The sequence below is a fragment of the Streptomyces sp. NPDC028910 genome (assembly GCF_055564955.1).
In genome coordinates this window covers 1,916-23,574 of sequence record NZ_JBVHVF010000005.1, presented here as the reverse complement: position 1 = coordinate 23,574, position 21,659 = coordinate 1,916, and the positions used below count along the sequence as shown (strand labels likewise).

The following is a 21,659-nucleotide window of genomic DNA, read 5'->3' as shown; positions in this document are numbered from 1 at the left end:
AGCGGGAGATCAGGCGGCGGGCGGCGCGAGTCCGCACGGGAAATCGAGGGGGATCGGACATGTATCCGAAGGTGAAGCCTGCGCTGGCGCGGGCCTGGCGGGATCTGCAGACGGTGCAGTTCGGGGTGACACCCGCCCATGCGGTGGTGCTCGGGCCCGTGGACACGGCGACGGGGTCGCTCATCGACCGGATCGATGGGACGCGCGGGATGGAACTGCTGCGGGCCGAAGCCGCGGGGATGGGTCTGCCGGACGGCCGGGCCGACGAACTGGTCAGGCAGCTGGCGGGGGCCGGTCTGCTGGATGACGCCACGGCGGGCGGCGCCCGGGCCCAGGCCGTGCGCAGGCATCCGGAGGTCCTGGAGCGGCTGGGGCCCGATCTGGGGTCGCTGTCCCTGGTCCACCGGGAGCCGGGCGGGGACTTACGGGCGGCTGCCGCGCGCCGGGCGATACGGGTGCGGGTGCGCGGGAGCGGCCGGGTGGGCTCGGTGATCGCCGCGGTCCTGTCGGGAGCCGGCGTCGGCCGGGTCGAAGTGCTCGACGGGGGGCGGGTGGAGCCGGCGGACGTGGCGCCGGGCGGGCTGGGTCCCGGCAGCGTGGGCCGGCTGCGGGCCGAGGCCGCGGGGAAGCTGGTGCGCGAGTCGGCCCCTGGGCGCGCCTCGCGGGCCGGGGAGGGCGAGGGCCGGGAAGCGGGGCTGGCGCTGGTGGTGGTCGCGCCCCGGGACGGGCTGCACGCCTGGGCCCCTGATCCGGACACCGCGGCCGACTGGGTGGCCACGGGCGTACCGCACCTGTACGCGGGGGTGCTGGAGGGGACGGGGCTGGTGGGGCCGCTGGTGCTGCCGGGCGTGACGGCGTGCGCGGGGTGCATGGAGCGCGACCGCGTGGACCGGGACGCGGCCTGGCCGAGGATGCTGGTGCAGTGGCGCTCGATCCACCGCCGCCGCGCGAGCGCCGCTTGCGACCTGGGCCTGTCCACGGCGGTGGCCGGCCTGGCCGCGGCCCACGCGCTCTCCTTCCTCGACGGGCAACTGCCCGCCTCCACCGCCTCCCGCTGGGAGGCGGCCCTGCCCGCCCTCCACTGGCAGCCCACCCCGGTCCGCCCCCACCCGGACTGCCCCTGCGGCGCGAGCGCGGAGCGCCCGGAGCCGCTCCAGCACGTGGGACCTGCCGGAAGGGGAGACGCGGGAGGGGACCGGCCGGGAGGGCCATGACAGGATGCGGGTGGTCTGTTGAGCCAGAGGGGCTTTCCTGAATCCGCCGCTTGCGGCGCAGGTGTCTGGGAATTGGAGGGGCTCATGTCTGATCTTCCCCGGAAGGCGGTCACCCGTACCGTCAAGCTGGCCGCGCTGCCGCTCGGCATCGCGGGTCGGGCCACCTGGGGGCTGGGCAAGCGGATCGGCGGCAGGTCGGCGGAGATCGTGGCGCGCGAGCTCCAGCAGCGCACCGCCGAGCAGTTGTTCCGCACGCTCGGAGAGCTGAAGGGCGGTGCCATGAAGTTCGGGCAGGCCCTGTCGGTCTTCGAGTCGGCCCTGCCGGAGGAGGTCGCGGGGCCCTATCGGGCCGCGTTGACCAAGCTCCAGGAGGCCGCCCCGCCCCTGCCCGCGGCGACCGTGCACCAGGTGCTGGCGGAGCGTCTCGGCGCGGACTGGCGGGAGCTGTTCGAGGAGTTCGAGGACAAGCCGGCCGCGGCGGCCTCGATCGGGCAGGTGCACCGGGCGGTGTGGCACGACGGCCGGCAGGTGGCGGTCAAGGTCCAGTACCCGGGGGCCGGTGAGGCGCTGCTGTCGGACCTGAAGCAGCTGGGCCGGTTCGCGGGGCTGCTGGGCCCGCTGATCCCCGGCATGGAGATCAAGCCGCTGATCAAGGAGTTGCGCGACCGGGTCTCGGAGGAGCTCGACTACGAGCTGGAGGCCGAGGCCCAGCGGACGCATGCGGACGCCTTCGAGGGCGACCCGGACGTGGTGGTGCCGGATGTCGTGCACCAGGGCGACCAGGTGCTGGTGACCGAGTGGATGGAGGGGACCCCGCTGTCGGAGGTGATAGCCGACGGCACCCAGGAGGAGCGCGACCGCGCCGGGCAGCTGCTGGCCCGGTTCCTCTTCTCCGGTCCCGCGCGCACCGGTCTGCTGCACGCGGATCCGCACCCGGGCAACTTCCGGCTGATACAGGGGGCGGACGGCCGGATGCGGCTGGGCGTCCTGGACTTCGGCACGGTCGACCGGCTGCCGGGTGGCTGGCCCAAGCCCATCGGCAGGTCGCTGCGGATGACGCTGGACGGTGACGCCGAGGGCGTCTACGGGCACCTGTGCGCCGAGGGGTTCGTGAAGGAGTCCATCGAACTGGACCCCGACGCGGTGCTGGACTACCTCAAGCCGATCATCGAGCCCGCCGAGGCCGAGGAGTTCACCTTCACCCGGCCGTGGCTGCGCGGCCAGGCGGCGCGGATCGCCGATCCCCGCTCCCCCGCACACCAGTTGGGCCGACAGATCAATCTGCCGCCTTCGTACCTGCTGATCCACCGGGTGACGCTGAGCACGATCGGGGTGCTGTGCCAGCTGGGCGCGACGGTGCGCCTGCGGGACGAACTGGACGCCTGGCTGCCCGGGTTCGCGTCCGCAGAGTGACTCCGTAAGGGGGTCACCACCAGGAGGAGTCGAGCCTGCCTTCGATCGCGCGGAGGTTGGCGCGCGCGCAGTCGACGCAGAAGTACTGTCTGGTCCCGTTCTCCACGGAACAGGTCCAGGTGGGCGGGGCGCCGTTGGGGGACCGTGTGCCGCAGCGCGCGCAGACGACGGGCTGGGCCTCGGATTCCGACGGGACGGGGTGGGGAGTCGGCTGGTCCACCTCCAGACGATATCCCCGTCCGGGGTGGACAGCCCCGCGCAACGCACCGACGGAAAGGCCCGTTCCCCTTCGGGCGGGTCCGGCTCAGACCAGGGTGATCGTCACGTCGACGTGGTGCGCCGCGTAGCTGACGGTCTCCCAGAGCACCGCACCGGCGAAGGCGTACAGAGTGGCGCCCCACCGGGAGAGCGGATCGGGCAGCCAGCGCGGGGGCGCCGGCGCGAGGTGTCGTGTGACCCGGTCCAGGCGTTCCCGCAGGCGCGCCACCAGGCGGTCCGCCGCGGCCTGGTCGGCGGTGGCGGCCTGGCGGTAGGCGGCGGCGATGTCCCGCATCCCGTAGGCGAAGTCGACCGTGCGCTCGACGTACTCGGCGAACGCATCCACCGGATCGGCCGGCTTAACCGGGTTAACCGGCTCGGCCACGTCGGGTCCGGTCGAATTCGGCGCCCTGCGCGGGGACTTGGTGCGGTTCATCACCTTCTGCGCCTCCGCCCGCTGCTGCTCCGGCGGCAGGCCGCCGATGCGGCGGGCCTCCTTCACCGGCAGCTCGCCGCTGCGGACCTTGTCCTTGAGGTCGTCGGCGAGCTTGAGCAGGGCGAGCCGTTGCGAGACCCAAGCCTGGGACTTGCCGAGCCGGTCGGCGACCTCCTTCTGGGACCCGTGGGCCCGGACCAGTTGCCGGATCGCGGTGGCCTCCTCCAGCGGGCCGAGGTCCGCCCGGTGGATGCTGGTAATCAGCGCTGACTCCAGGATGTCCTCGGCGCTCAGGGCCAGTTCGTCGCGGACGTCGATCCGGAGCTCGTCGAGCCCGGCCACACGCGCCGCGGCGAGCCTGCGGTTCCCGTCGACGACGACGTACGCGGCCTTGCCGAGCCCGCGTTCCTGCCCGGCGTGAACGGCGAGGAACGCCGCACGCCGGACCACGGTGACGGGGTGGATCTGCCCCTTGGTCCTCAGTGACCCGGCCATCTCCTCGATGTCACCGAGCTCGTCACGCGGATTGAACGGGTTGTGCGCGAGCTCGACCGGCCTCACCGCGAGCGGCTCGCTCCTCGTATCACGCTGCATGCGCAGCACCCTAGAGCGCGTGCCCGGAGCGGGCGTGCCGGGAGGTGGCGCAGCGCGGACAGAGGTGGCGCAGCGCGGACAGGCGTCGGCCCCCACCGCCCGGTGTCCGGGTGGTGGGGGCCGACGCCTGTTGTCTCTTCTGGCTCCGAGAGCGATTAGTGCATGACGGCCATGGCCAGCGCGCGGCGGGCGCGCATGGAGACGCGCTCGGCTCGCCGCTGCATGCGGCGGGCGGCGACCAGGCGCACGGCGTGACGCTCGGCGTCCACCTCACGCATGCGCTCGTCCATATGGGCACGAGCCAGGGCTTCTTGGATGAGTTGCATTTCGCGGGTCCTGTTCTGACGCGAGGTGATCGCGCCGGCGGTGATGAAGTCTGCGTGGGCGGCGCCGTGGGGCTGCTCGCTCGTGGTGTGGGCGGTCATGAGGGCCTGCTTCAAGGGGTCGTGCGTCAGGGGGCGGTCGATGGTTCCGATGGCGGTCATGCCGCGACAACCGGGTTCTTGCGCGGACGGCCACGCGGCCGCTTGCGGGCGACGACGACACCCTGGACGAAGAGCTCGCCACCCCAGACACCCCAGGGCTCGCGGCGCTCGATCGCCCCGGCGAGGCAGGCCTCGACCAGCGGGCAGGTGCGGCAGAGCGACTTGGCGTACTCGACGTCGGCCGGGGACTCGGCGAAGAAGACCTCGGGGTCGAAGGTGCGGCACGGGACGGGAACGCCGAGGTTCTCGATGGCGTCGTCGAGCGCGGTCAGCGCGGTGAGCGGGGTCAAGGTGTGGTCCTCCGGGACTGCGGGCGGGGAGATCGTGTGGCTCTGCGGTACGGACGGGGCGTGCGCTTCGAGTTGCACGGTGGTTTCTTCCTCGTCTTGGTCGGCTAGTCGTTCCGGCCGGTCGGCCGGCTTCGGCTGGGCTGCGTTTACACACCGACTGGTTCTGCCAGTCCCGAGGCCCCTTCGCTCCGTCGTCCCCGTTCGGGGACAAACAGAAGGGCCGCGGATCCCGGGTGGGGTTCCGCGGCCCTGAAGGCGCCGGCCTGATCATGCGATCAGGCTGGATCACTCCAGGGTTCGAGCCCACGGAAGGCCCACATCAGGTGGTGCTGCTGCTTCGTCTGCTTCGTCTGGTGCTTGAATCCGGCCCTGGCGGCACCGGCTGCGGCCGCGGAGCCATAGGCGCCATGCGCCCGAGCTTCTGCTGCCAGTACTGCCACCGGTGCCTGGGTCGGTCGCTCGTTGCGCTCGCTGACCGGAAGGGTCGCCAGCAGGGCGGGGCGGTCGGCGGAAATCGCGGACACACCGGTACCCAGGAGGGAGACGGAACCGAGCAGGCAGGAAGCGTCGACCGAGCGATCGGTCATTTTGGTGAAGGTCATGAAGCTGGTCACTGGTCTCGCCTCCTCTCGGCGTCTCGGGGACTCGGCCCGAAGGCCTGTCCCATGCGTATTCGGATAAGTACAGCACGGATCCAGGGCTTCGGAGAAGCCACCGTTTCCGTTGCTAAGAACCTATGGGTCTTCGCTGGGCATGTGCAAACTATTTTTCCGACGAGTTTCTACGCGTCGTCAGAATCCTCGACCCCGGGCTCCTGACCTGCGCAGATGGCCAGGACATCGGCTCCGTACCGCTCGAGCTTGCGGCCGCCCACTCCGGAGATCATCGAGAGCTCCCCCGCCTCGGCGGGAGCGGCCTCCGCGATCGCCATCAGCGTCTTGTCCGTGAAGACGCAGTATGCGGGCAGTCCCTGCTCCTGCGACCGGGCCGCGCGCCACTCCCGCAGCCGCTCGTAGAGACCTTCGTCCATGTCGGACGGGCAGCCCTCACAGCGCATCAGCTTCAGCTCGCCCGCCTCGGTCAGGGTCTTGCCGCAGACCCGGCACAGCGCCGGACCGCGGCGCCCGCGCTTGCGCGTCCCCCTGTCGGCCGCGGAGCCCGGCCCGCTGCCCGGGACGCCGGAGCCCGGCCGCAGGCCGTTCAGGAAGCGGCTGGGGCGCCGGGAGGCCCGGCCGCCGGGGGCGCGGGAGAGAGCCCAGGAGAGGTTCAGGTGCAACCGCGCCCGGGTGACCCCGACGTAGAGCAGCCGCCGTTCCTCCTCGACCTGCTCATCGGTCTTGGCGTAGGTGATCGGCATCATGCCGTCGGTGAGGCCGACGAGGAACACGGCGTCCCACTCCAGGCCCTTCGCCGCGTGGAGCGAGGCCAGGGTGACGCCCTGGACGGTCGGCGCGTGCTGGGCCGCCTTGCGCTCCTCCAGCTCGATCGTGAGGTCCGCCAGGGTGGCTCCGGGCCGGGCCCGGGCGAAGTCCTCGGCGAGCCGGACCAGCGCGGCCAGCGATTCCCACTGGTCGCGCACGGCGCCGGAGCCGGCGGGCGGCTCGGTGGTCCAGCCGGTGGAGCTGAGCACCGCCCGGACCTGGGAGCCGAGCTCCACGACATCGTCGAGCAGCGGGTCGTTCCCCCCGGACCGGGCGGCTCCGCGCAGCGCGAGCGTCGCCTTCTGGACCTCTTGGCGCTCGAAGAACCGCTCGGCTCCGCGCAGCTGGTAGGGGACCCCGGCGTCGGCGAGGGCCTGCTCGTAGACCTCGGACTGGGCGTTGATGCGGTAGAGCACGGCGATCTCGCCGGCCGGGACGCCCGCCGCGATCAGGTCCCGGATCCGGCGTGCGACGCCCTCGGCCTCGGCGGGCTCGTCCGGGTACTCGGCGTAGACGGGGTCGGGGCCGGCCTCGCGCTGGGAGATCAGCTCCAGGCGGTGCTCGGCGGCCCGTCCCTTGGCCTGGTTCAGGAGCCCGTTGGCGAGGTGGACCACCTGGGGCGTGGAGCGGTAGTCGCGGACCAGCTTGACCACGGTGGCCTGCGGGTAGCGGGTGCGGAAGTTGAGCAGGTGGTCGGGGGTGGCGCCGGTGAAGGAGTAGATGGTCTGGCTGGCGTCGCCGACGACGCAGAGGCTGTCGCGCTCGCCGAGCCACAGGTCCAGCAGCCGCTGCTGCAGGGGGCTGACGTCCTGGTACTCGTCGACCACGAAGTGCTGGTACTGGGCGCGGATCTGCTCGGCGATGTCGTGCCGGTCCTGGAGGATGCCGACGGTCAGGAGCAGCACGTCCTCGAAGTCGATCATGCCGCGGTCGCGCTTGAGCTGCTCGTACGTCCCGTAGATCTGGGCGATCTCGGCCATGTCCCGGGGTGCCTCGCGGCCCGACTTGAGGGCGGCCGCCGGATAGTCGGCGGGCACCGTCTGGGTGACCTTGGCCCACTCGATCTCGCCGGTGACATCGCGCAGCTCGCCCCGGTCGAGGCGGATGCGGCAGCGCGCGCCGGCCTCGGCGACGAGCTGGATCTTGCGCTCCAGCAGCCGGGGCACGTCCCCGCCGACCGCCTTGGGCCAGAAGTACTGGAGCTGGCGCAGCGCGGCGGAGTGGAAGGTCCGCGCCTGGACACCGCCCGCGCCCAGGGTGCGCAGGCGGCCGCGCATCTCTCCGGCGGCGCGGTTGGTGAAGGTGACGGCCAGCACACTGGCCGGCATGAGCTGGCCGGACTGGACGCCGTAGGCGATGCGGTGGGTGATCGCGCGGGTCTTGCCGGTACCGGCACCCGCCAGCACGCACACCGGCCCCCGCAGGGTCGTCGCGACCTCGCGCTGCTCCGGGTCCAGGCCCAGGAGCACCGCGTCGGCCGAGTCGGCGGCGGAGAAGGATGGGGAGTGCGTTGCTGCTGTCACCCCGCCATGCTGCCAGGTCTCGTGGGGCGGGCGGGAAAACCGTCCACAGGCCGCACGTATCCGTCGTATCAGTCACACCGGCTGCGCGCAGACGCCCGTACGGGACGGGAATGGCCGTGGGGTCGCGTACGTTCGAGTACTCGGACCACCGAGCCTTCACGAAGGAGAGCGCAGCATGCAGGACACGGGCACCGTCACGATGTACAGCACGACCTGGTGCGGCTACTGCCGTCGGCTGAAGACCCAGCTGGACCGGGAAGGCATCGCGTACAACGAGATCAACATCGAGCTCGACCCGGAGTCCGCGGCGTTCGTGGAGAAGGCCAACGGCGGCAACCAGACCGTTCCCACCGTGCTCGTGAAGTCCGTCGGCGGCAGCGAGTCGGTCATGACGAACCCGAGCCTGGCCCAGGTCAAGCAGGCCCTCGCCGTCTGAGCGAGCCCGACGACCGAGCACCGGGCGAACGCCGGGCGAGCACCGGTCGAGCACCGGAAAGGCCCCCGCCTCGGCGGGGGCCTTTCCGGTGTGACGAACGTTACGCCGCCGACTTCGGCAGCGGCTCGCCGTACCAGCGCTCGACCAGCCGGGCGGCGATGGAGATCCCCGACGGCGGCAGCACCTCGCCCGTCTCGAACGCCGCGCGCAGCTCCTCGCGCGAGAACCAGCGGGCCTCCTGGATCTCCTCGCCGTCCACCGTGATCTCGGACGTGGTGGCCCGGGCCGTGAAGCCCAGCATCAGGCTGTACGGGAAGGGCCACGGCTGGCTGGCCACGTACTCGACCTCGCCGACCCTGACGCCCGCCTCCTCCCAGACCTCGCGCACGACGGACTGCTCGATCGACTCGCCCGGCTCCACGAACCCGGCGAGGGTCGAGAAGCGGCCCTCCGGCCAGTGCACCTGGCGGCCCAGCAGCGCGCGGTCCTGCTCGTCCGTGACCAGCATGATCACGGCCGGGTCGGTGCGCGGGTAGTGCTCGGCGCCACAGCCCGGGCAGCGGCGGATGTGCCCGGCGGCGGCGACCACCGTGCGCTCGCCGCAGCGGGAGCAGAAGCGGTGCATCCGCTGCCAGTTCTCCAGCGCCACCGCGTGCACCATCAGCCCGGCGTCGCGCTGGGAGAGCAGCAGTCCGGCCTCGCGCAGGCCGGCCGGGCGGGCCGACTGGTCCATCCGGCCGGGCAGCGCGTCCTTCTGGAGCGCGAAGTACCGTACGCCGTCCTCGTCGGTGCCCAGGAAGTAGCGGTGGGTCTCGGTGACCGGGGCCTCGAAGGCCGGAGTCATCACGATGCCGGTGCCGCCGTCGGGGGTGTCGTCGATCAGGACCTGGCCGCCGGAGACGACGAAGACGCGGGTCGTCGGGTGGCTCCAGGCGGCGGCGAGCCAGGCCTCGTCGAGGCGGTGGTGCGCTGCACGGTCGATTCCGCTGGGCGCGGCGAGCGAGAGAGGGCGCTCGGTATGGATGCTCACAGGTACTTCCAACTCCCCCGGGGGTGGGACAGGCAGGCTCGGTTCGACAGGTGCGTGCGTCGGGTCAGGCGGTCTGGCGGTCAGGCGGTTTGGCGGTCAGGCGGTCAGGCGGTCGTGCGGTGGGCGGCGGCCAGGTCTCCCCAGAGGTAGGCCGTCGTCTCGACGCCCTTGAGCAGGAGGTCCAGCTCGACCTTCTCGTTCGGCGAGTGCCAGCCGTCGGACGGTACCGAGATGCCGAGGAAGAGGACGGGCGCGTCCAGGACGTCCTGGAGGTCCGCCGCGGGTCCGGAGCCGCCCTCACGGGTGAAGCGGATCTTCTGGCCGAAGGCGCGGCCCATCGCCCGTACGACGGACTGCAGGGCCGGGTGGTCCAGCGGGGTCAGGCACGGGCGGGTCGGTGCGCCGAAGATGATGGAGTGGCGGATCCCCTCCGGGATCCGAGCCGCGACCCAGTCCCTGACGGCGGCTTCGACCTCGTACGGGTCCTGCCCCGACACCAGGCGGAACGACAGCTTCAGGTGGGCGGAGGCGGGCACGATGGTCTTGCCGCCGGGGCCCTGGTAGCCGCCGCCGATGCCGTTGACCTCGGCCGTCGGGCGGGCCCAGACGCGCTCCAGGGTGGAATACCCGGCCTCGCCGGAGGCCGCGTGGGACTTGGCCGTACGCAGCCACTCGTCCTCGTCGAAGGGCAGCTCGGCGATGAGCGCGCGCTCCGCCTCGGTGAGCTCGGCGATGTTGTCGTAGAAGCCGGGGATCGTGACCCGCCCCTCGTCGTCGTGCAGGGCGGCGACCAGGCGGGCGGCGACGGCGACCGGATTGGGCACGGCCCCGCCGAAGGCGCCGGAGTGGATGTCCTGGTCCGGGCCGTGGAAGTCGATCTCGCAGTCGGCGACGCCGCGCATGCCGGTGCAGACGGTGGGCGTGGTCTCGGACCACATCCCGGTGTCGGAGACGATCACGACGTCGGCGGCGAGCTCGGCGGCGCGGGCCTCCACGAGCGCGCGGAAGTTCGGGGAGCCGGACTCCTCCTCGCCCTCGACGAGGAGCTTGAGGTTCACGGCGGGGGCGGCGGCGCCGGTGGCGGCCAGGTGGGCCCGTACGCCGAGGGTGTGGAAGAACACCTGCCCCTTGTCGTCGGCGGCGCCGCGCCCGTACATCCGGCCGTCGCGGATCACCGGCTCGAACGGGTCGGTGTGCCAGCCGTCGGCGAGGGCGGCGGGCTGCACGTCGTGGTGCCCGTACACGAGGACGGTGGGGGCGTACGGGTCCTCGCTCGGCCAGTGCGCGAAGACGGCGGGGGCGCCGTGCGTCTCCCAGACCTCGGCGACCGGGAAGCCGGTCTCCTTGAGCTTCGCGGTGAGCCATTCGGCGCTGCGGCGTACGTCGCCCGCGTGCTCGGGCTGGGCCGAGACGGAGGGAATGCGGAGCCACTCGGCGAGGTCGTCGAGGAAGGCGGCGCGGTGGGTGTCGATGTACGTGCGGACGACGCTGTCCGGCGGGGTGTCGCTCATGCCCCCGAGCCTAGCTGTCCACCTGATGGTCACCGTCCGGGGCCGATTCGCCTTGGAGGATCCGCTCAAGGCGGGCCCGGTCGGGGAGGTTGCGGGGGCGGATCACGCGGCCGCTGCGGACGTGCAGGAAGGCGGCGGTGACCCGGGCGAGCGGGGTGCCGGTGGCTTCCGCCCAGGCCAGCCGGTAGACGGCGAGCTGGAGGGGGTCGGCCTCGGTGGTCCGGCCGGTCTTCCAGTCGACGATCTCGTACGAGTCGTACGAGTCGCCGTTCTCGTCCGTGGTGGTCTTGTAGACGGCGTCGATCCGGCCGCGGATGACGCGGCCGGCGAGGGTGAGCTGGACCGGGGCCTCCATGCGGTGGGGGGGCCGGTCGGCGTACGGGCTGCGCTCGAAGGCGGCCTTGAGGGAGTCGAGGTCGGCCTCGTCGGCGATCTCCTGGCCGGAGCCGGCGCCGGGGAGGTCGGTGACGGGGTCGAGGACGTCGAGGAAGGGGAGCGGGAGCTCGTCGAAGCGGGACTCGACCCAGGCGTGGAAGCGGGTGCCCTGGCGGGCGGCGGGCTGGGGGGGCTTGGGCATGGGGCGGGCGAGGTCGCGTACGAAGCCCTGCTCGTCGGCGGCGAGCCGGAGCAGCTGGCTGGCGGTGAGGGCGGCGGGCAGCTCGACGTCGCGGACGGCCGCGCGGGCACGGCGGAGCTCGCCCTCGAGGGCGTCGAGGTCCCGGTCCCAGGAGGCGACGGCCCGTGCCTCTTCCGGCGTGAGCCGGGCGTCGCCGTCGCGGGTGCGGGCTTCGGGCCTGCCGTCGGCAGCAGCCCAGAGGTCGGCCTCCGGCCAGAGGTCGTCACCGTGCGGGTCGGCGGGGTCGGCCGGGCCGGTTCCTTCCCCCGCCCCGCCCCTTCCCGAAACCGGGGCGCTGCCCCGGACCCCGACGGGGGCCGGCCCTGCGGCCCCGGCCTCCGGCCACAGGTCGGCATGCGGCTCCGCCGCGTGCGGGGCCCAGCCCTCGGCCTCCGGCCACAGGTCAGGGTGCGGCTCCGCCGCGTGCGGGGCGCTGCCCCGGCCCCCGGCCGGGGTCGGGCCCTCGGCCGCAGGGCCGGTTGTGTCGGCGTCGGGGTGCGGCTCCGCCGCGTGCGGGCGGCTGGGCCTCGCTGCGCCAGCGGGCGCCGAGAGGTCGGCCTCCGGCCAGAGGTCGGTGTGTGGGGGGCCGCCCGGGGCACGGGTCGGGGCCGCGGCCTCGGGGTCGGCTGCGTCGGCAGCGGTCCAGGGGTCGGGCTCCGGCCAGGGGGCGGCGTCGGCTTCGGACGGCTCTTCGCAGTGCGGGGGCCAGAGGTAGGGGTCGTCCTGGGGCGGGGCCGGGGGCGGGGTCGCGAGGTAGGACTCCACCAGGGCGGCCGCCGCGCGGCGGAGGGTGAGGGAGTGCGGGTCGAGCGGCAGGGGCCAGGAGTGGTCGGGGGTGGAGCCGTCGGACAGGGCCGGATTCTCGGCGGCGGGGTCGGGCTCGTCCGCCCAGGCCTCGATCTCCCCGAAACCGGCCGCGCAGTGCTCGTACAGGGCCTGCAGGAACGGCGACGGGCCGCGGCGCTTCTTCTGGGTCGGGCCCCACCAGTGGCCCGAGGCCAGCAGGAGGGAGCGCGGGCGGGTGAAGGTCACGTAGCCGAGGCGGAGCTCCTCCACCGACTTGTGGTGCTTGAGGGCGGCCTTGAAGGACCTCAGGCCCGCCGAGGTCCAGGCCGGGTCGCCGGGCAGGGTGGGGGCGTCGCCGCGCAGCGCGTACGGCAGGACCTTCGCGTACGAGGTCCAGGCCTCCGGTGCCTTCTCCTTCGGGAAGGAGCCCGCGCACAGGTCCGGGACGACCACCACGTCCCACTCCAGGCCCTTGGACTTGTGGGCGGTGAGCACCTTGACCGTGTTCTCCCCGCCCGGCAGGGCGTGGTCGAGGCCCTTCTCGTACTGGGCGGCCGTACGCAGGAAGGCCAGGAACGCCAGCAGGGACGCCTCGCCGTCCAGGGCGGCGAAACCGGCCGCCACGTCCATGAAGTTCGACAGCGTCTCGCGCCGGCGGGCCGCCAGCGCGTGCGGGGATGCGGACAGTTCCACTTCCAGGCCGGTGGCGGACAGCACCCGGTGCAGTACGTCCATCAGCGGGTCGGCGAGGGAGCGCCGCAGGTCGCGCAGCTCCTGCGCGAGGTGGGCGAAGCGGATCCGGGCCTCCGCCGAGAAGGGGAGGTCGTCCGGCGCCTGGCCCGCGCCGTCGAGGAAGGTCTCCAGGGCGTCTGCCAGCGACACGATCTCCGCCGGGTCCACGCCCTCCACGGCCGCCGCCAGCCGTTCGTCCGGGTCCGCGCCGGACGGCGCCGACCGCCCCACCATGAGCCGCGCCCGGCGGCCCAGCAGCGCCAGGTCGCGGGCGCCGATCCGCCAGCGCGGGCCGATGAGCAGCCGGACGAGGGAGGCGTTGGCGCCGGGGTCCTGGAGGACCTCGCAGACGGCCACGAGGTCCGCGACCTCCGGCAGGTGCAGCAGCCCGGAGAGGCCGACGACCTCCACCGGCACGTCCCGGTCCACCAGCACGGCCTGGATCTGCGCGAAGTCCCCCGCGGACCGGCACAGTACGGCGATCTCGCGCGGCTCCGTCCCGGTGCGGACCAGATGGGCGACGGAGTCGGCGAGCCAGTCGAGCTCCTGCGCGTGGGTCTCCAGCAGGGCGCAGCGGACCTGGCCCGCGCCCTCGGCCCCCGGCGCGGGGCGCAGCGCCTCCACGCCCTCGTGCAGGGCGCGCAGCGGGGCGGCGAGCCCGTTGGCCAGGTCCAGCAGGCGGCCGCCGCTGCGCCGGTTCTCGCTGAGGGAGAGCCGGGTGGCGGGGCTCCCGTCGGCGTGCGGGAAGTGCTCGGGGAAGTCGTCGAGGTTGGCCACGGAGGCCCCGCGCCAGCCGTAGATCGCCTGGCAGGGGTCGCCGACGGCGGTGACGGCGTGGCCGGAGCCCGCGCCGAAGAGGCCGGAGAGCAGCATCCGCTGCGCGACGGAGGTGTCCTGGTACTCGTCGAGCAGGACCACCCGGTACTCCTCGCGCAGCAGCGCCCCCACCTCGGGCCGGGTGGTGGCGAGGTGCGCGGAGAGGGCTATCTGGTCGCTGAAGTCGAAGAGGTCGCGGGAGCGTTTGGCGGCGCGGTAGCGGCTGACCAGTTCCAGCAGTTCGAGGCGGCCGCGGACGGCCTCCGGGACCTTGCGCAGGTCTTCGTTGGTGAGCTTGGTGTCGGCGAGCACATCCAGCAGCTCGGTGTCGTGGATCCGCAGGCGCTCCGGCTCGACCAAGTGCTCGGAGAGCTCGGCGTCGAGCGCGAGGAGGTCACCGACCAGGTCGGGGACGGACTTGGTGAGCGCGGGGTACGGGCCGGGCGCCTCGCGCAGCACCTTCGCGGCGAGCTGGAAGCGGGTGGCGTCGGCGAGGAGGCGGGAGCTGGGCTCCAGGCCGATGCGCAGGCCGTGGTCCTTCAGGAGCTGGCCGGCGAAGGCGTGGTACGTCGAGATGCGGGGCTCGCCGCCGGCCGCCCCGGCCTCGGCCGGGGAGGGGTCCGGGTCGGTGATGCCGGCCCGCGCGAGGGCCTTGCGTACGCGCTCGGACAGTTCACCGGCGGCCTTGTTGGTGAAGGTCAGGCCGAGGACCTGCTCGGGCGCGACCGCGCCGGTGCCCACCAGCCAGACCACGCGGGCGGCCATGACGGTGGTCTTGCCGGAACCCGCGCCGGCGACGACGACCTGCGGGGCGGGCGGGGCGGTGACGCAGGCCATCTGCTCGGGCGTGAAAGGGATCCCGAGGAGCTCTTTGAGCTGCTCGGGATCGGTGAGGACGGACGGACGCGCGGGCACCCGAAAAGGCTAGCCGCCCGGACCGACATCCCCGCTCACTCGACCGTCTGGCGGCCTTCCGGGCGGACGCTGCACGAGCTGCGGAAGGAACAGTGGTCGCAGTGCTTGCCCGCGGCGGGCGCGAACCGCTCGTCCAGCACCCGGCCGGCGGCGGTCGCGAGCAGGTCGCCGACCCACTCCCCGTCGAGCGGCTGCTGGGCCTGGATCCTCGGCACCTCGTCACCGCCCTCCTTCTTGGGCGCGCCCTGGCGGAGCTGGACGAGCTCGGCGCCGCCGGGCTCGGGCCGCAGGCCGTCGAAGACCTCGTCCACGGCGCCCTCGCGCACGGCGAGCTGGTAGACGGCGAGCTGGGGGTGGCGGGCGACCTCGTCCTTCGTCGGAGCGGACCTGCCGGTCTTGAAGTCGACGACGTACGCGCGCCCCTGCGGGTCCGATTCGACCCGGTCCATGGATCCCCGGATGCGGACGGCGACGTCGCCCGCTTCGAGCGTGACGTCGAACTCGTGCTCCGTGGCCACGGCCGCCCGGCCCCCGCGGTCGGTGGTGTGCCAGCGCAGGAAGCGTTCGAGGGCGGCGCGGGCGTTGTCCTTCTCCTGGCGGGACTTCCAGGGCGCGTCGAAGGCGAGGGCGTCCCACACCGAGTCGAGGCGTTCCATGAGGACGGCCAGGTCGGCGGGGGTGCGGCCGGAGGCGACCTCGTCGGCGAGGACGTGGACCACGTTGCCGAAGCCCTGGGCGGCGGTGGAGGGGGTGTCTGCCTTGACCTCGCGGCCGAGGAACCACTGGAGGGAGCAGGTGTTGGCGAGCTGTTCCAGCGCGCTGCCGGAGAGGGCGACGGGCCGGTCCCGGTCGCGGAGCGGAACGCTGCTGCGGGTGGGCTCGTACAGGCCCCACCAGCGCTGCGGGTGCGCGGCGGGGACCAGGGGGCGGTCCTCGTCGTCGGTGAGCGCGGCGAGGCGGGCGAGGCGTCGGGCGGCCGCGTCGCGCAGGGCGGGCGAGGCGTCGGGGTCGACGGTGGTGGCGCGCAGCTCGGCGACGAGCGCCGGGACGGCGAGGGGGCGGCGGGGGCGGCCGGTGATGTCGCGCGGGGGCACGCCGAGCTCGGTGAGGAAGCGGGAGGGCTGATCGCCGTCGTCGGCGGGGGCCTTGACGGCGGTCACGACGAGCCGGTCACGGGCGCGGGTGGCGGCGACGTAGAAGAGCCGGCGTTCCTCGGCGAGCAGGGCGCCGGGGGTGAGGGGCTCGGCGAGGCCGTCGCGGCCGATGCGGTCGGCCTCCAGGAGGGAGCCGCGGCGGCGGAGGTCGGGCCACAGGCCCTCCTGGACGCCGGCGACGACGACCAGGGACCACTCCAGGCCCTTGGAGCGGTGGGCGGTCATCAGCCGGACGGCGTCGGAGCGGACGGCGCGGGTCGTCAACGTGTCGGCGGCGATGTCCTCCGCTTCCAGTTGTTCGAGGAAGTTGAGCGCGCCGCGGCCGCCGGTGCGTTCCTCGGCGCGGGCTGCGGTGTCGAAGAGGGCGCAGACGGCGTCGAGGTCACGGTCGGCGTTACGGCCGGCCGCGCCGCCACGGCGGGCGCTGCGCTCCAGCCGCTGCGGCCAGGGGGTGCCGTCCCAGAGGATCCACAGGGCCTCCTCGGCGGTGCCGCCGCCCTGGAGCAGCTCGCGGGCCTTGCGCAGGAGCAGGCCGAGGCGCTGCGCTCCGCGGGCGTAGGCGGGGTCGTGGGCGGTGAGCCGCTCCGGCTCGGCGAGGGCGCGGGCGAGCAGGACGTCGGAGGGCGCGGGCACCTTGACGCCCGCGGCGCGCTCCTCGTCGCGCAGGGCCCGGCCGAGGCGCCGCAGGTCGGCGGCGTCCATCCCGCCGAGGGGCGAGGCGAGGAGGGTGAGGGCGTCCTCTACGCCTCCGGCGGCGTCGGCGGCGTTCTCGGGACCCGGCCCCGAGGACCCCGCCTCGCCCGCGGTGGCGGGCAAGGCGCGGTCGGCGGAGTCAGCCGCGTCGGCGGGGTCGGCGGGGCTCCGCCCCGGGCGCGGCTCGGCCGCGGTGGCGGGCGGGGGCGGGGTGGTGGCGGCGGGCGGGGCGGGGGAGGTGGCGTCCGGGAGGGCGGCTTCGGACGCGGCGGCCGCGGCCGAGGTGGCCGTCAGGCGGAGGGCCGTCAGGAGGGGGGCGACGGCCGGTTCGTGGCGCAGGGGGATGTCCGTGCCGTCCGTCTCGGCCGGGACTCCCGCCGAGATCAGGGCGCGGCGCATCGCCGGGAGGGTGCGGCCGCCGGCGCGGACCAGGACGGCCATGTCCTGCCAGGGCACGCCGTCCTCCAGGTGTGCCCGGCGCAGGATGTCCGCGATGTTGTCCAGCTCGGCGCCGGCCGTCGGGTACGTGAAGACCTCCACCCGGCCGCCCTCCCGGGTCGGCTGGAGCGCGCGGTGGGCGCGTACCGCCGCCGCGGGCAGGCGCGGGACCGGCATCCGGGTGGTGAGGAGGCGGGTGGCCGTCAGCAGGGCCGCGCCGGAGCGCCGGCCGACGGTCAGGGCCTTGACGGACGCGCCCGGGAAGGCGGACTCGAAGTCCAGGATGTTGTTGATGTCGGCGCCGCGGAAGGCGTAGATCGACTGGTCCGGGTCGCCGAAGGCGACCAGCGTGCCGCCCCGGCCGGTCAGCGCCCGCAGCAGCCGCAGCTGCGAGGCGTCCGTGTCCTGGTACTCGTCCACGAAGATCGCGTCGTAGGCGGAGGCGAGGGACGGCGTGCGTTCCGCCAGGAGCACCGCGCGGTGCAGGAGTTCCGCGTAGTCCAGCGTGCCCTGCATGTCCAGGACGTCCAGGTACTCGGAGAGGAAGGCCGCGGCCGCCTTCCAGTCCGGGCGGCCGATCCGGTCGGCGAAGGAGGAGAGGGCGGAGGGGCCCAGGCCCAGCTCACGGGCGCGGGCGAGCACCGCCCGGACCTCGTCCGCGAACCCGCGCGTGGTCAGCGCGGCCCGCAGGTCGTCCGGCCACCGGATGGAACGGATCCGGCGCTGGCCCTCCAGGAGGGTGCGGACCATCACGTCCTGTTCGGGGCCGGACAGCAGCCGCAGCGGGTCGGCGAAGAGGTCGGTGTCCTGGTGGGCGCGGACCAGGCCGTAACAGAAGGAGTGGAAGGTGGTGGCCTGCGGAGCCCGCGCACCGCCCAGCCGCAGGGCGGTCCGATCGCGCAGTTCCACCGCCGCCTTGCGGCTGAAGGTGAGGATGAGGATGCGGGCGGGGTCCGTCCCCGCTTCCACCCGGGCGGTGACGGCCTCGATCAGTGTGGTGGTCTTCCCGGTGCCCGGTCCCGCCAGGACCAGCAGCGGTCCGCCGGGGTGGTCAACCACCGCCCGCTGCGCTGCGTCCAGCACAGGGGGATCCACCCGTTCCGGCCCGGTGCGCAGGAGGCGGTACGCGTCGGGGGTCCGCGTACGCCGCCGTTCGGTGCGGTCGGAGGAAGAGGTGATCACGTGAGGTGCCGGTCCTGGTGGGTCTACGGGTATCGCGGGGTCCGCGACATGTGCGAGGTCTGCGTGTTCTGCGTGGCGTGCGTGTTCTGCGTGGCGTGCGTGTTCGACGTGGCGTGCGTGTCCTGCGTGGTCTGCGTGTCCTGCGTGGTGTGCCGGTGCTGCCGTGACGGCCCGCCCGGCAGCCGAAGAGGCAACGCTACGGCAACCGGGCGGCGCCGCGCAGTCCCCCCGGGTACCCCGTACGGGCCTTCGTACGGTCGCTCGATCGCCCGTCCAAGCCGCGCATGGCCGAAGCTGTCAGGTGTGAGCCTCGTCGCGCCTGCCGTCCTGTCCGGGGTCCCCGTCCCAGCGCGCCCGACGCATGTCCAGCCGCGGCTCGCCGCCCCCGCCGGCCGTCGTGCGCAGCGGCGTGGCCTCGGCCCGGTAGTGCTCCAGGGCGCGCCGCTCGCTGCCGGGCAGCGGTACGCCGTCCGCCCGCACCACGCGCCACCAGGGCACGGCTCCCCCGTACAGGGCCATGACACGCCCGACTTGACGCGGTCCGCCCTCGCCGAGCCACTCGGCGACGTCCCCGTACGTCATCACCCGGCCGGGCGGAATACGCTCGACCACCTCCAGCACGCGCTCCGCGTACGCGGGCAGCTCTTCGCTCATTCGGCACATGGTGCAGTACGTCGGCCGCGCGCCGGCGGAAGTTGTGGTTCCGGACCGGCGCGCACCCTGCTGCCCCGATGGCCCGTCGGTCCGTGCCACCATCTTCCGGGCGGTGACTGGTGATACGTGATCAAGAAGAGACGGAAGTGACGACGAAGGAGCAGGGTGTGAGCCCTCCGGACGGCGCGGCGGCGGACGACGACGCACGCCCAGACGACGGCCCCACCCCGCGCCCCGCCCCCCGCCCGGAGACGCCCCCGCAGACCCGGCGCCCCGACGACGGCACCCCCGGCAACACCGGCACCGGCACCGGCAGCGACGCGGAGGGCAGCCCGCACGGCCACACCCCCTCGGCCACCGACCCGGTCGAGGTCGACGAACCGCTGCTCGCCGCCCGCGTGCACCGGCCCTCCGACCTCGTACGCCTCCTCGTCGGCATCCTCGGCATCGCCGTCCTGCTCGGCATCGCCGCCTTCGCCCACGGCACCACGGTCGGCCTGGAGGAGGACATCAACAAGGGCACCGGCCAGGCCCCGGTCCTGCTGATCACGGTCGCCGCGCTCGTGTCCAGCATCGCGGTGCTGCTGCTCCCCGTCGCCTTCGCCATCGAGCGGCTGATCAAACGCGACGGGCTGCGCATCGCCGACGGCGTGCTCGCCGCCGTCCTCGCCCACGGGGTCACCCTCGCCACCGACCTGTGGGTCTCCCAGGCCGCCCCCGACACCATCCAGGACGCGCTCACCCGTTCGGCGGGCGGCGGGGCCCTCACCGACCCGGTGCACGGCTACCTCGCGCCCGTCATCGCGTACATGACCGCGGTCGGCATGACCCGCAGGCCCCACTGGCGCGTCGCGCTGTGGGTGGTCCTGCTGCTCAACGCCCTCACCATGCTGGTCAACGGGTACACCACCCCCTTTTCGATCATCCTCACCGTGCTGATCGGCTGGAGCGTCGCGTACGGCACCCTGTACGCGGTCGGCTCGCCCAACGTGCGCCCCACCGGGCAGAACCTCCTCGCCGGACTGCGCCGGGTCGGCTTCCAGCCGGTCAGCGCGATGCGCGCCGAGACCGCCGAGGGCCCCGAGGCCCCCGAGGTGAGCGACCGGGGCCGCCGCTACCACGTCACCCTGGAGGACGGGCCGCCGCTCGACGTCACCGTCGTCGACCGCGAGCAGCAGGCGCAGGGCTTCTTCTACCGGGTCTGGCGCCGGCTCACCCTGCGCGGCATCACGACCCGGCGCAGCCTGCAGTCGCTGCGCCAGGCGCTGGAGCAGGAAGCCCTCCTCGCGTACGCGGCGATCGCGGCCGGGGCCAACGCGCCGAAGCTGATCGCCACCTCCGAGCTCGGTCCGGACGCCGTGATGCTCGTCTACGAGCACCTGGGCGGCCGGACCCTGGACGCGCTCTCCGACGAGGAGATCACCGACGAGCTGAGCCGCAACGCGTGGGAGCAGGTACGGGCCCTGCAATCGCGACGGATCGCGCACCGCAGGCTCACCGGGGACGCCCTCGTGGTGGATCGTTCCGGCAATGTCATCCTCACCGACCTGCGGGGCGGCGAGATCGCGGCCGGCGACCTGGTGCTGCGCATGGACATCGCACAGTTGCTGACCACGCTCGGCCTGCGGGTCGGCGCTGAGCGGGCGGTGGCCTCGGCGGTGTCGGTGCTCGGCCCTGACTCGGTGGCGGACTGCCTGCCGCTGCTCCAGCCGATCGCACTGAGCCGTTCCACCCGGGCGACGCTGCGCAAGCTGGCCCGGGAGCGGGCCGAGCGGCAGCGGGAAGCCGTACTGGAGTCCTCGCGGGCGGCGAAGGCGGCGCGCGAGGCGGAGTCCGCGACCTCCGCCACCCCGGTCTCCGCCTCGGCCGCCGCCGACCGGAAGGCCGAGAAGAAGGCCCTGGACGACGCGCTGGACGGGGCGCGCGAGGAGGATCTGCTGAGCCAGATCCGCCAGCAGGTGCTGCTGATCCGCCCGCAGGCGCCGGTGGAGCCGGCCCGGCTGGAGCGGATCCGGCCGCGGACGCTGGTGTCGTTCATCGCGGGTGCGTTCGGTGCGTACTTCCTGCTCACGCAGCTCGCCCACGTGGACTTCGGGACCATCATCGGCGAGGCGCAGTGGGGCTGGGTCGGGGCGGCCCTCGCCTTCTCGGCGCTGTCGTACGTCGCGGCGGCGATGAGCCTGCTGGGCTTCGTACCGGAGCGGGTGCCGTTCCTGCGGACCGTGGTCGCGCAGGTGGCCGGGTCGTTCGTGAAGCTGGTCGCGCCGGCGGCGGTGGGCGGTGTCGCGCTGAACACCCGGTTCTTGCAGCGGGCGGGTGTCCGGCCGGGGCTCGCGGTCGCCAGCGTGGGCGCCTCGCAGCTCTTCGGGCTGGGCAGCCACATCCTGCTGCTGCTGTCCTTCGGTTACCTGACCGGCACCGAGAAGACCCCGGAGATGACCCCGTCCCGGGCGGTGATCGCGGGGCTGCTGACGGTGGCGGTGCTGGTGCTGGTGGTGACGGCGGTCCCGTTCATGCGGAAGTTCATCGTGACGCGGGTACGGGCCCTGTTCGCGGGCGTGGTGCCGCGCATGCTGGACGTGCTCCAGCGGCCGAAGAAGCTGCTGACCGGCATCGGCGGGATGCTGCTGCTGACGGGCTGCTTCGTGATGTGCCTGGACGCGTCGATCCGCGCGTTCGGGGGCGGCGAGGCCATCAGCTACGCGAGCATCGCGGTGGTGTTCCTGGCGGGCAACGCGCTGGGGTCGGCGGCGCCGACGCCGGGCGGTATGGGCGCGGTGGAGACCACGCTGACCCTCGGGCTGATCGCGGCGGGGCTGGAGAAGGAGGTCGCGATCTCGGCGGTGCTGCTGTTCCGCCTGATGACCTTCTGGCTGCCGGTGCTGCCGGGCTGGATCTCGTTCAACTTCCTGACCCGCAAGGAAGCCATCTAGCCTCCCCTCCAGCCTCGCCGGCACCATCCAGCCTCGGCGGGGGGGGGGGGGGGGGGGGGGGGGGGGGGGGGGGGGGGGAAAGAGGGGGGGGGGGGAAGGGGGGGGGGGAGGGGGGGGGGGAAGGGGAAA

Annotated in this window: 15 protein-coding genes; 4 read left to right on the top strand and 11 right to left on the bottom strand. The window is 73.8% G+C overall.

Annotated features, from left to right (window positions below; translation table 11 throughout):
* Positions 1-59: 59 nt before the first annotated feature.
* Together ACZ4TV_RS09030 and ACZ4TV_RS09025 are read left to right on the top strand one after the other, a co-directional pair.
* Positions 60-1,214, top strand: coding sequence for a ThiF family adenylyltransferase (locus ACZ4TV_RS09030; RefSeq protein WP_468132316.1), 1,155 nt, complete (start codon positions 60-62; stop codon positions 1,212-1,214).
* An 84-nt stretch (positions 1,215-1,298) separates the two neighbouring features.
* Entirely contained in the window at positions 1,299-2,627 is a 1,329-nt protein-coding gene (locus ACZ4TV_RS09025) for an ABC1 kinase family protein (RefSeq protein WP_468132314.1), read from the top strand.
* 13 nt (positions 2,628-2,640) lie between these two features.
* Here the strand turns inward: ACZ4TV_RS09025 and ACZ4TV_RS09020 are convergent, their stop codons facing one another.
* From ACZ4TV_RS09020 to ACZ4TV_RS08995, 6 genes are all read right to left on the bottom strand, one after another.
* On the bottom strand, positions 2,641-2,847 hold the full coding sequence (locus ACZ4TV_RS09020) for a hypothetical protein (RefSeq protein WP_468132312.1): 207 nt from the start codon (positions 2,845-2,847) through the stop codon (positions 2,641-2,643).
* Positions 2,848-2,931: 84 nt separating this feature from the next.
* The gene (locus ACZ4TV_RS09015) at positions 2,932-3,915 is read right to left on the bottom strand and encodes a ParB/RepB/Spo0J family partition protein (protein ID WP_468132310.1); all 984 of its coding nucleotides are present in this window, start codon (positions 3,913-3,915) and stop codon (positions 2,932-2,934) included.
* Positions 3,916-4,070: 155 nt separating this feature from the next.
* The gene (locus ACZ4TV_RS09010; protein WP_468132308.1) at positions 4,071-4,400 is read right to left on the bottom strand and encodes a hypothetical protein; all 330 of its coding nucleotides are present in this window, start codon (positions 4,398-4,400) and stop codon (positions 4,071-4,073) included.
* A complete protein-coding gene (locus ACZ4TV_RS09005; protein WP_468132306.1) occupies positions 4,397-4,768 on the bottom strand; it encodes a WhiB family transcriptional regulator in 372 nt (123 codons plus the stop codon). The genes ACZ4TV_RS09010 and ACZ4TV_RS09005 overlap by 4 nt, the downstream gene beginning before the upstream one ends.
* A gap of 197 nt (positions 4,769-4,965) precedes the next feature.
* Positions 4,966-5,304: a hypothetical protein gene (locus tag ACZ4TV_RS09000; RefSeq protein ID WP_468132304.1), complete on the bottom strand. Its 339-nt coding sequence runs from the start codon at positions 5,302-5,304 to the stop codon at positions 4,966-4,968.
* 167 nt (positions 5,305-5,471) lie between these two features.
* Positions 5,472-7,634 (bottom strand): ATP-dependent DNA helicase UvrD2, encoded by a 2,163-nt coding sequence (locus tag ACZ4TV_RS08995; RefSeq protein ID WP_468132302.1) that lies wholly within the window; start codon positions 7,632-7,634, stop codon positions 5,472-5,474.
* A 175-nt stretch (positions 7,635-7,809) separates the two neighbouring features.
* On the opposite strand from ACZ4TV_RS08995, the gene ACZ4TV_RS08990 reads away from it, so the two are divergent.
* Positions 7,810-8,070 carry a mycoredoxin gene (locus tag ACZ4TV_RS08990; protein WP_468132300.1) on the top strand — a complete coding sequence of 87 codons (261 nt, stop codon included), beginning with the start codon at positions 7,810-7,812 and terminating at the stop codon, positions 8,068-8,070.
* A 100-nt stretch (positions 8,071-8,170) separates the two neighbouring features.
* Here the strand turns inward: ACZ4TV_RS08990 and nudC are convergent, their stop codons facing one another.
* The 5 genes from nudC to ACZ4TV_RS08965 form a co-directional block, all read right to left on the bottom strand.
* The gene (gene nudC / locus ACZ4TV_RS08985; protein ID WP_468132298.1) at positions 8,171-9,112 is read right to left on the bottom strand and encodes an NAD(+) diphosphatase; all 942 of its coding nucleotides are present in this window, start codon (positions 9,110-9,112) and stop codon (positions 8,171-8,173) included.
* Between the two features lie 92 nt (positions 9,113-9,204).
* The gene (locus ACZ4TV_RS08980; RefSeq protein ID WP_468132296.1) at positions 9,205-10,611 is read right to left on the bottom strand and encodes a dipeptidase; all 1,407 of its coding nucleotides are present in this window, start codon (positions 10,609-10,611) and stop codon (positions 9,205-9,207) included.
* 10 nt (positions 10,612-10,621) lie between these two features.
* On the bottom strand, positions 10,622-14,476 hold the full coding sequence (locus ACZ4TV_RS08975) for a UvrD-helicase domain-containing protein (RefSeq protein WP_468132294.1): 3,855 nt from the start codon (positions 14,474-14,476) through the stop codon (positions 10,622-10,624).
* Positions 14,477-14,511: 35 nt separating this feature from the next.
* The gene (locus ACZ4TV_RS08970) at positions 14,512-17,940 is read right to left on the bottom strand and encodes an ATP-dependent helicase (protein WP_468132836.1); all 3,429 of its coding nucleotides are present in this window, start codon (positions 17,938-17,940) and stop codon (positions 14,512-14,514) included.
* A 300-nt stretch (positions 17,941-18,240) separates the two neighbouring features.
* Positions 18,241-18,597, bottom strand: a complete 357-nt coding sequence (locus tag ACZ4TV_RS08965; protein WP_468132292.1) for an MGMT family protein — start codon at positions 18,595-18,597, stop codon at positions 18,241-18,243.
* A gap of 119 nt (positions 18,598-18,716) precedes the next feature.
* On the opposite strand from ACZ4TV_RS08965, the gene ACZ4TV_RS08960 reads away from it, so the two are divergent.
* On the top strand, positions 18,717-21,530 hold the full coding sequence (locus ACZ4TV_RS08960; RefSeq protein WP_468132290.1) for a lysylphosphatidylglycerol synthase transmembrane domain-containing protein: 2,814 nt from the start codon (positions 18,717-18,719) through the stop codon (positions 21,528-21,530).
* Positions 21,531-21,659: the final 129 nt, after the last annotated feature.